Source organism: Clostridium sp. D53t1_180928_C8, assembly GCF_015667795.1.
Classification (GTDB): domain Bacteria; phylum Bacillota; class Clostridia; order Clostridiales; family Clostridiaceae; genus Clostridium.
In genome coordinates, this window is the sequence record NZ_JADPEL010000007.1 from 106,986 (window position 1) to 118,700 (window position 11,715).

Annotated in this window: 4 protein-coding genes; 3 read left to right on the top strand and 1 reads right to left on the bottom strand. The window is 30.2% G+C overall.

The window, feature by feature from the left end; all coding sequences use genetic code 11:
* The first annotated feature begins 290 nt into the window (after positions 1 to 290).
* The 3 genes from I4V51_RS21355 to I4V51_RS07155 all read left to right on the top strand — a co-directional run bounded on the left by I4V51_RS21355 (position 291) and on the right by I4V51_RS07155 (position 11,359).
* Complete coding sequence (locus tag I4V51_RS21355) at positions 291 to 4,976, top strand: S8 family serine peptidase (RefSeq protein WP_195987636.1); 4,686 nt, start codon at positions 291 to 293, stop codon at positions 4,974 to 4,976.
* Positions 4,977 to 5,214: 238 nt separating this feature from the next.
* Positions 5,215 to 6,357 (top strand): YibE/F family protein, encoded by a 1,143-nt coding sequence (locus tag I4V51_RS07150; RefSeq protein WP_195987637.1) that lies wholly within the window; start codon positions 5,215 to 5,217, stop codon positions 6,355 to 6,357.
* A 307-nt stretch (positions 6,358 to 6,664) separates the two neighbouring features.
* Positions 6,665 to 11,359 (top strand): CehA/McbA family metallohydrolase, encoded by a 4,695-nt coding sequence (locus I4V51_RS07155; RefSeq protein ID WP_195987638.1) that lies wholly within the window; start codon positions 6,665 to 6,667, stop codon positions 11,357 to 11,359.
* Between the two features lie 124 nt (positions 11,360 to 11,483).
* Here I4V51_RS07155 and I4V51_RS07160 read toward each other — a convergent pair whose 3' ends face one another.
* On the bottom strand, positions 11,484 to 11,672 hold the full coding sequence (locus I4V51_RS07160) for a hypothetical protein (RefSeq protein ID WP_195987639.1): 189 nt from the start codon (positions 11,670 to 11,672) through the stop codon (positions 11,484 to 11,486).
* Between the last annotated feature and the right edge of the window lie 43 nt (positions 11,673 to 11,715).

Genomic DNA, 11,715 nt, shown 5'->3' on the forward strand with positions numbered 1-11,715 from the left:
ATTTATGTATTATAATGCCAATAGGAGTAGTTCTTATTGGCATTATTTTTGATTTATAATAATAAAATTAAAATAAACATCTTACAAATTGGGCAAATATTTACGAAAGCAAGAGCTTTTCATAATTTATTGTAAAAAAAAGATGATAAAGTATTGATGAAAGCAAATAAAAGTTATACAATATACATGATATATACAATACATCCAATATATTACATATGTTTCATATATTGTATATATTGCGTAAAATACATAATCTACATATATAAAAAATAAAAGGGGGAGGTTATATGAAAAAAAGAAATTTAAGGGTTATGTCAATTATTGTGACTACAATTATGTCTATAACATTATTGGCATCAAACAAAGGTACAGAAGCAAATGCATATACTTTAAATGAAAGTAAAAATGCAAGAAAAACTTTATTGAAAAATTTGGAAAGTAAAATTTTAAATGGAGACAAGTTCTCAAATGTGGAAGGGGTAGAAAAAGATAATGAAAACTCAACATTAGATGAGTTAAGTAACCCTGAAGAAAGAGTAAGAGTAATAGTTGAATTAACTGAAACTCCAGCAACTTTAATGCTAGAAGATGGAGTACAACCAACAGAAGAGATGGTTGAGGAGGTAAAAGAAGCACAAATACCTATTCAAGAAGAGGTAATGAACGAAACAGGCGAGGAAGTTAAACATACTTTCGGAAACCTTATTAATGGATTTTCTATAGAGGTAAAAAGAAAGGATATAGAAAAAATTGAAGAGGTTGATGGAGTAGCAAGTGTTAAAGAAGCAAAGGCTTATTATCCATCAGTAAATTCAGCTAAAGAGTTTACTGAAGCCTTAAGAGTTTGGAATGATTATGGATATAAAGGTGAAGGGTTAGTGGTGTCAGTAATAGATACAGGCATTGATCCAAGTCATAAGGATATGAAATTAACAGATCCATCAAAAGCTAAATTGAAAAAAGAAAATACGAATATAGGATTAGGGAAGTTTTACACAGATAAAGTTCCATATGGATATAACTTTGCAGATAAAAATGATGAAATTGTAGACTTAACTGGTAGTATGCATGGTATGCATGTTGCAGGTATAGTTGCTGCAAATGCTTCTCAAGAAGAAGTTAATAATAATAACGGGGTACAAGGGGTAGCACCAGAAGCCCAAGTGCTTGCGATGAAGGTATTTACAAATAATCCAGAAATAGAATCAGCATTTTCGGATGATATAATAGCAGCATTAGAAGCATCAGTAGAATTAGATGCGGATATTATAAATATGTCTTTAGGTTCTGATGCAGGATATAGAGATGCTGAAGATCCAGAGCAAATTGCTATAAAGAATGCAACAGATGATGGTGTAATATGTGTAGTTTCAGCAGGAAACTCAGCTACATCATTAAATCCTTATATAGCAAATGGTGTAAGCGATACAGGAGTTGTTGATTCACCAGGACTTGCAAGTGATGCATTACAAGTGGCTAGTAGCGAAAATTCAATAATTACTTTACCAGCGTTAGAAGCAAGAATTGGAAATGAAACTAAGTTAATTGGTTATACTCAATGTGATGTTAATCCAACTGAAGTTTTTTCTTCAGAAAATAAACTAAGTATAGTGGATTGTGGGTTTGGTAAACCAAAGGATTTTGAAGGAAAAGATTTATCTGGAAAAGTTGCTTTAATAAGCAGAGGTGATATTTCTTTCGTAGAAAAACAAATAAATGCACAAGTGGCTGGGGCAAGTGCGGTAATCGTTTGCAACAATGTGGATAGTGATGCTTATATTAATATGGCTACTGACAGCAGCATTAATATACCCGTAATATTTATTACGAAAGAAGATGCAGATTTTTTAAAAAATGCTCCGTTAAGTAAAACTACAATATTATTTAAAGGAAGGGTTGTTAATATAGCAAATCCACATGTAGCATTAATGTCTGATTTTACTTCATGGGGACCAGCCCCTAACTTAGAGTTTGCTCCTCAAATTACAGCACCAGGTGGAAATATTTATTCAACTTTAAATAATAATAGTTATGGAGCAAAAAGTGGTACATCAATGTCAGCGCCACATGTTGCAGGTGCTACAGCTTTAATTATTCAAGGATTAAAAGATAATGGAATTGAACTTGAAGGAAGAGAGTTAGTTGAGTTTGTTAAGAAAACAATTATAAATACTGCAAAAACTTTAACTGAAACTAATGAATTTGGAGATGAAAATATTCCATATTCCCCTAGAAGGCAAGGTTCTGGAATTATTCAAGCTAAAGAAGCAATAAAAAATAGAGTATTAGTTACTGACGAAAGTGGACAAGCAACAGTTTCATTAAAGGAAATAGGAAATACAACATCATTTAAGTTGACTTTAACTAATTACAGTGATAAAGAGGAGAAGTATACTGTAGAATCATTAGGTGATGTATTAACTGCCTTTACTCCAACTATGAGAGGGAAAAATATTATAAATGGAACTATGGCATTTGACAAGACATTAGAAGGAGCAAGTTTAGTATTTGATAATAAAAAGGTTACTGTGCCTGCTAAGGGAACAGCTGATATAAATGTTACATTAAGTGTAAAAGAGGGAACAGTATCAAATAATTTTGTAGAAGGATTTATAAAATTTATTGCAGAAAACGAGGATACTCCATCATTAGTAGTTCCTTACATGGGTTATTATGGTGACTGGAGCGCAGATACTATAATAGATGGAGTTTCATGGGATAAAAAATCAATTATAATATCACCAAGTTTTGTAGCAACGGAAGTGTTAGGAGAATATAATTATGCTGGTTATGATGGAAAAGATGATGATGGTAATATTATTATAAATCCAGAAAAAATTTCTATTTCACCAAATGGTGATGCTTTAGGGGATGAATTCTTTCCAGCATTATATTTCTTAAGAAATGCAAAAGAAATTAAGGTTGATTTATTAGATGAAAATAGAAAAGTAATTGCTAAAGATATTGTTAAAGGAATAGATTTTAGAAAGAAGATATTTAGTGGTAAAGGTGGCACAAAGGCATCGGTATCTAGTGATATTGCTTGGGATGGTAAAGTATATAATAAACAAACTGGTAAACAAGAAGTTGTAGGAGAAGGACAATATTATTTAAATTATAAAACTAAAGTTGATGGTGATAATACTTATTATCAAGATTTTATTATTCCTGTTAAAATTGATTTAACAGCAATTCAATCTAAATTATTATCAAATACAGAATCTGAAACAACAAATTATAAGTTGGAATTGAATTTTAATGGTGAATTAAAAAGTGGTAGTTTAAATCAATTAATTATTTCAGTCAATGGTGAAGTGTTAAGTGATGAAATATTGGCAAATGCAGTTGTTAATGAAGATAAGTATAATCTTGATTTAACATTAACTGATGATTCTGTTAATACTATAGAAGTTTTAACAATGGATAATGCTTATAATGTTGGTAATGACATTTATAATATTACTGTTGGTAAAAATGAAGCAAGTGTTAAACTAATTAATTTTCCAGATTCAGATTATTTAGCTAGCAATGAATTATTAGTAGAAGGTGTTTATTCTGGACCTGTAGATAAGATATTAATTAATGGAGAAGAACCAGATATAAGAGAAAATGGGAAGTTTACTAAAATAGTAACTCTTGAAGAGGGGGAAAATACTGTTAAGCTTTATGCAAATGATACTTCAGGAAATATAATAGCAAATTATAGTAATAAAGTATACTGTGATATTACAGCACCAACGTTAAATATTTTTACACCAATTGTTGATGAAGACGGAATTTTAGCTACATCTAAAGATAAAGTTATATTAAAGGGATCTGTATCTGATAAGTCAAATGGTTATTCTTTATACTTAAATAATGAAAAGAAAATGACAGTAAAATTAAATGAAAATAATGAAGAAACTAACTATAGAGAATTTGAGTATGAAGTTCCTGTTGTAGATGGAGATGTAATAATATTAAAGGCAGTAGATTTAGTTGGACATGAAACGGTTAAGAAAATAAAGATAAAAATAGATAAAAATATACCTATTGTAAATATTAAAGGTGTAGAAAATAATAGAGTATATAATAAAAATATAAAGCCGGAGATATCAGTTGATCCAAAAGAAGCTATGGTAACAGCGACTTTAAATGGAAAAGATTATAATTTTAATGAAATAAACGAAGAAGGCAAGTATGAATTAATAGTTACGACTGTAGGCATTACCGGGGTAGAAAATAAATTAGTTATAAATTTTGTTATTGATAAAACAGCCCCTATTGTAACAGTTAATGGGTTAGAAGATGGAAAAGTTTATAATAAAGATGTAATACCAATTATAAAGATAGAAGATGCAATAAAAGTTTCAATAAAGTTAAATGGAGAAGAATATGATAAATCAGCAATAACTGAAGAAGGTAAGTATGAATTCATAATCAAAGGGGTAGATGAAGCTGGTAATGAAACAGAGGTAGTGTATAACTTTGAAATAGATAAAACGGCTCCAAAAGTTACTGTTGATGGGGTTATAGATGGTATGAGGTATGATAAAGATGTAAAACCAATTATAACAGTTAATGAAGATACAGAGTTAGTAATGACTTTAAATGGAGAAGAGTATATTGGAAATGAGATAAAGGATGAAGGAAATTATGTATTAAAAATAGTTGCTACGGATAAAGCAGAAAATATAACTGAAGTAGAATATGAATTTTCAATTAAATATCCAAGTTCTTCAAATAAAAACCCAACTCCGACACCAACACCAATACAAGGAACAGGCAGTAAAATAGCTTTAGGAGTAGTAAATGATGATAAAAATAATACAGATAAGGGTAATGAAAACAAAGGAAATGTAAGTGAAAATAAAATTACTACAATACCTAAGACTGGAGGAACTAATAGTATTTATGTTATAGGAGCAGCATTATTATTAGTAGCTAGTGGAATAGTTATGGAAGTTAAAAAGAAAAGAAAAGAAAAGAAATAAATAGTTTAAGGAACATACCTTCTTAAGGGTATGTTCTTTTATTATTAATAAATATAGGTTTAACATAAATTTATAATTGATTATTATAATGAATTGTATAAGTATTTTTTGAGTGAGTATTATTATATAAAATGAAAATACGAATATTATATAGAAAAATATATAAAATAATTTACCTTTTTTAATATATGTAATAAAATATAGATAAATAAAGTATGTTTCAAATTAGGGGGAAAGTATGAAAAATCTAAAGAAGAATGTTATTCCAATTATAGGGGTGATAGTATGTAGCTTGATATTGATAAGTTTATCAAAGTTTATATTTAAAGGTGGATTTTTAGCTGATAAGTATAATAAGGGAATGGAATACTATAAAGGTGAGGTAGTAGACATTGTTGAAGAAAGTTTACAAGCTGATGAATTTTTAGAGGATGTAGAGGTAGGCTTTCAAACAGTAGCAATAGAAATAAAGGATGGTCCGTTAAAAGGACAAGAGTTTGAAGTGGGGAATCCAGTAAGTAGGTTATATAATATTAAAGTTAATGAGGGAAGTAAGGTAATAGTTGGTGTATATGATAAAAATGGGGAAAATGTTGTAACGTTATTTAGTTATGATAGGAGTAATGTTATTTATATACTAATTGCTCTATTTGCAATAGTAGTAATTAGTATAGGTGGAGTTAAAGGTGTAAAATCACTAGTTTCTCTAGTTTTCACATTGGTTTGTTGTGTATATTTAATGTTACCACTTCTTCTTAAAGGGGTAAGTCCCATTATTGCAGGTATTCTAATGGCTATATTAAGTATAACTGTAACATTATTATTAGTTTCAGGCATGAATAGAAAAACAGCTGCCGCTATATTAGGAACTATTGCAGGAGTTATAATTGCAGGCGTTATTGCTTATTTATTTGGACATTTAAGTAATCTTTCAGGAATAACTATGGAGGATGCAGAAAGTTTAATGTATATAGCAGAAGATACAGGATTGAAAATTAAAGGGTTAATGTTTACGGGTATATTAGTTGCATCACTAGGAGCAGTAATGGATGTAGCTATGTCAATTTCTTCAGCTATATTTGAAATGAATAGTATAAATGAAAATGTTACATATAAAGAATTATTTAAAAGTGCAATGAATATTGGAAAAGATATTATTGGGACAATGACAAACACATTAATTTTAGCCTTTGCTGGTGGATCATTAAGTGTTTTAATTTTAATATATTCTTCATCTATGCCATATAATAAAATGATAAATTTAGACGTATTAGGAACTGAAGTGATACAAGGATTAGCGGGTAGCATAGGAATAGTTTTAGCTGTACCAATTACGGCATTAATAGGTAGCTATTTATGTAAAAAGGGTAAAAGTAAATAACATGATTTGAAAAAGAAGCTTTTGATATAAGAAATTTCGCGAGAAAAAACTTATTCATAAAGCTTTTTTTATTTGGAAGCTTTCATTTAATAAAAATTAATTTAAATAAGTTATATTATATCTATAATGTAAAAAATATACATAAAACATGAAAAAAGACGAAGTTTTTATAATAAAGTTAGGAAAAAGAACAAAAAATACGAAATTTAGCATAAATTTAACAAGTTTAGTATTCCAAACGTTCGTGTTCTGTGTTAGAATAATGTTCGTAAAGAAATAAAAATTAATTTAAATAGGGGGACCTAGAATGAAAAATAAGAAATTAATTGCTTTAGTAATAGCCGCAACTATGACAACTGGATTAGTAACTCCAGTTAAATCAGTTAAAGCTGAAGTTGCACAAAGTATTGTTATTAGTGAAGTATATGGTGGTGGGGGTAATGGTGGAGCTACTTACAGAAATGATTTTATTGAATTATATAACCCTACTACAGAAGTTATAGATTTAACAGGATGGAGAGTTGAATATGCTTCTAAAGCAGGTGCTTTTGGGCAAAGTACTGATTTAAATGGAAAGATTGCTCCAGGGGGATATTGCTTAATACAGCAAGCAGCCGGAAATGCTGGAACAGAAGATTTGCCTAAAGCTGATGTTGTTGGAAATATCGCAATGTCAGGTTCAGAATGTAAGGTGAGATTAGTAAATAATAATGGAGATGTTATCGATTTAGTTGGAATTGGTTCATCAGCTAATGAGTATGAAACTGCACCAACTGAAAAAATGTCAAGTACTACAAGTGTACAACGTAAAGATAATTATGGAAATAATACTGGGGAAACTAATGGTTGGGATACAAATAATAATAGCTTAGATTTTTATACAGCAGAACCAAGTCCAAGAAATAGTGAATATGTAGCTGAAGAAATAATTGAAGGTTTAGTTTCAATAGAAGAAGCTAGAAAATCAACTGAAGCAGTATTAGTTAAAGGGATAGTAACTTTTAAAGAAGCTTCAGGAGGTTCATATAACTATGCAATTGAAGATAAAACTGGTGGTATAGCTTTAAGAGGTGCTGAAGGTTTAGAAATTGGAGATGAAGTAGTAGTTACAGGAACACCATCAGAATTTAAAGGGTTAGTTCAATTAAATGGATACACTTTAAATAAAAATAATGGACAAAAGATTTTCCCAGACGGGAAAATAGCAACAATAGCTGATATTGTAGATAATAATGGTGGAGAAAATTATGAGTCTCAAGTAGTTAGAATAACTGATTTAACTGTAAGTTCTATAAATTTAACTGGTAATACAATTTTAAAGGATGCTAATGGAAAAACTATTAATTTATACAAAGCTAATGATTTAGGTGATATAAAAGTTGATGATAAGGTTGAAGTTGTTGCAACATTATCACAATATTCTAATGATGGTAATGGTGGATATCAATTAAGAATAAATAATTCATCACAAGTTATAAAGATTGAATCAGAAACTCCGGATGTACCTGAAGAGCCAGAAGTTGATAAGGTTGGACCAAAGGTAATTAAGGTTACTCCAGGAAATTCAGCTAATTTAGGTGAAAATAGAAGACCTGAAATAACAGCTACATTTGAAGATGAGTCTGGTGTGGATATGAATACTGTTAAAGTTACATTTAATGGTGAAGATGTTACATCTAACTTAGTTAAAGAAAAAAATACAGTTAAATATTCAGTCAAAGAAGATTTAGCTGATGGAAAATATGCTGTTAAAGTTGAAGTTAAGGATACATTAGGAAACTTAACTACTAAAGAGTGGAAGTTTACAGTTGGTGCTGTAGAAAGTAATCTTTATTTTGGACAACTTCACTCACACACAAACCTTTCAGATGGACAAGGTACAATAGATGAAGCTTATACTTACGCTAGAGATAATGCAAATGTTGATTTTATAGCTGTTACAGATCATAGTAACTGGTTTGATAATGATACATCAGCTAATATGGGGGACGGATCTGCAAGTGAAGAGTGGCAATTAGGATTAGCTACTGCTGATAAGTATAATAAAGATGGCGAATTTGCAGCTATGTATGGTTATGAAATGACATGGTCAGGTTCAACAGGTGGATATGGACATATAAATACATTTAATACACCAGGATTTGAAACTAGAACAAATAAAAATATGAATTTAAAGAATTACTATGAGACATTAAAGCAATATCCAGAGTCTTTATCTCAATTAAACCATCCAGGTAAAACTTTTGGTAACTTTAGTGATTATGCACATTATGATGCAGCTATTGATGAAGTAGTTACTTTAATAGAAGTTGGTAATGGTGAAGGCGCTATAAGAAGTTCAGGATATTTCCCATCGTATGAAGAGTATACAAGAGCTCTTGATAAGGGATGGCATGTATCTCCTACAAACAACCAAGATAACCATAAAGGTAAATGGGGTAATGCTAATACTGCAAGAACAGTAGTTGAAGCATCAGAGCTTACAAGAGAAGCTATTTATGAAGCTATTAGCGAAAGAAGAACTTATGCTACAGAAGATGAAAACTTAAGAATTTCATATACTGTAAATGGAAGTACTATGGGATCAATTTTAGATGATACAGGTGCATTAGAATTTAAGATAAATGTAGAAGATATTGATTCAGGGGATAACATTAAGAAAATCTCAATTATTGGAGATGGTGGTAAGGTTGTAAAATCTATAGATAATATAAATTCAGCAGAGAAAGAGTGGACATTTACTTTAGATAACAATGTAAGTTCATATTACTATGTAAGAGTTGATCAAGCGGACCAAGATATCGCAGTAACTGCACCTATATGGGTTGGTGAAAGAGAAAATGTTGGAATAGAATCAATTGACTGTGATACAGAACTTGTAGTGGAAAATGAAAAAATTAATATTGATACTACTATTTACAACAATGAAGCAACAGAGTTAACAGATGTTAAAGTTGAATATTATATTGATGGAGCTACTGAACCAGTAGTAAGTACTATTGAAAATATTGGATCTGCTTCAACAGGAACTACTACATTAAGCCATAGCTTTGAAACTGCTGGTGAACATAAAATAGATGTAGTTGTTAAAGCAAATGTAAACGGGAATGAGAGAGAGTTTAAAGGTAGCATAGATATTAAAGTATCTAAAGCTAGTGCTGTTTCAAAGGTAGTTATTGATGGAGCTCATCAAAACCAATATGTAAGTGGGGATTACTCAGGGAAAATAACTACACTTACAGGATTAATGACTCAAAATGGAATAAAATCTATATTAAATACTGAGCCAATTACAGATGAAACTTTAGATGGTGTATCATTATTAATACTTTCAGACCCTCAAAGTACAAATAAGGATTCGTATGGATTAACACCACAAAAATACACAGAAGATGAGTTAAAGGCTATTGCTAAATTCGCACAAAATGGTGGAAATATTATAATAACATCAAAAGCTGACTATGGTGATGGTGTTGGAGAATATGGAAATGCAGCACAAGGAAATTCAGTTCTTGAGGCAATTGGTGCTAATATAAGATTTAATGATGACCAAGCTACAGATGATTCAGAAAATGGTGGTCAAAGCTATAGATTATACTTTAATGATTATAATACTGAAAGTGAATGGTTAAAGGATGTTGATACAAGCAAAAATTATAGCTTCTATAGTGGTTCAACATTAGTTATGCCAGAAGATACTAATAATATTGAAGTTTTAGTAAAAGGTCATGAAACTACTTATGGTAATGATGCAGATAAGCAAGGGGATAATACTCCAGTAGGACAAGGTGATGTTGTAGGGCTTGCAGTTGAAACACTTGAAAGTGGTTCTAAAGTATTTGTTTCAGGAGCTACATTCTTCTCAGATTTCGAAATTGATGGATATGTATATTCAAACTTTGATATAACAAGTAAAGTATTAAGAGAATTAGCACCAACTCCACAGTTACCAGTTAGTAAAATTGCTGATGTAAGAGTGGATTTAGATGGAGATAATAATCCAGATAGATTTGGAGAAACAGTAGTTGTTGAAGGGTATGTTACTGCAGCATCTAATGCATCAGCAAAAGGAAATTCTTTCTTTGATGTAATTTATGTACAAGATGAAACAGCTGGACTTACTGTGTTTGGGGTATCATCAACAGAAGTTAAATTAGGTCAAAAGGTAAGACTTACAGGTAAAGTATCTTCATATTTAGGTGATGCACAAATTGCTTTAAATAATGAAGAGTTTGATTTAGAAATAATTGATACGAATATTAATTTAATTAATCCAACTAAGCTTTCTACTGCAGATAGTATGCTTGAAGAAAAAGAAGGATTATTAGTTGAAGTAGCTGGTAAAGTAACTAGAATAGAAGGTCAAAATATATATGTTAATGATGGGACTGGTGAAGCAAGAGTTTACACAGAAGGATATATTGGAAGTAGTACAAATCCAGGTGTAGCAGATGAGTGGAAGTCAAGAGTTAAGGTTGGAGACATGGTTTCAGCAATTGGTCTTGCATCAGAAGATCCAGAAGGTCATAGATTAAGAGTTAGAGATTCAGCAGAAATAGTTGTTTTAGAAGATGAAGAAGTTAATGAAGAGGCAATTAAGAATGTAGAAGAGATTATATCAAGTTTACCGGAACTTTCTAATATAACTTTAGCTGATAAAGCTAGAATCGCTGCTGCAAGAGCTGCATATAATGCATTAACTGAAGCAGAAAAAGCACTAGTTTCTCCAGAATTATTAGAAATGTTAGAGAAAGCAGAAGCAAAAATAGCAGAACTTGAAAAAGAGGAACCAGGTGTTGAGGTTAAACCAGAAGGTGGAAATGGATCAGAAAATGGTTCAGGATCAAATAATGGATCAGGTACAAATAATGGTTCAAATAATAATGAAACAACAAATTTACCTAACACTGGTGGGGTTAATTCAACTATTTATATAGTAGTAGCTATTATAGTAGTAGCTGCAGGTGCAATAGTGTTATTTAAGAAAAAGGGTAAAAAATAATAATAAATAAAATAGTAGTATATAAAAATATACTTAAACTATGATAGGCAAATAAGGTATGATTTCTTTTTTAGGAATCATACCTTTTTAATGTATTAATTAATAAAATTTTTATTTGATACACTTAAATTATAGTTACCTTTTTCAACTTATCTTTTACTTCAAATAATCTACTTTCCAAAGTATCAATTTTAGAAGAAAGTCGTTCCCTTTCTGAAGAGTTATTAGTTTTACTTAGTTTATTATTTAAATTATCTATATCTGTAGCGAGTGAAATAATTTCAAGTGTATATTCCCATGCACTTTTACCCATAAGTTACATCCTCCTTAAATAAAAATCTAATAATATACTATGA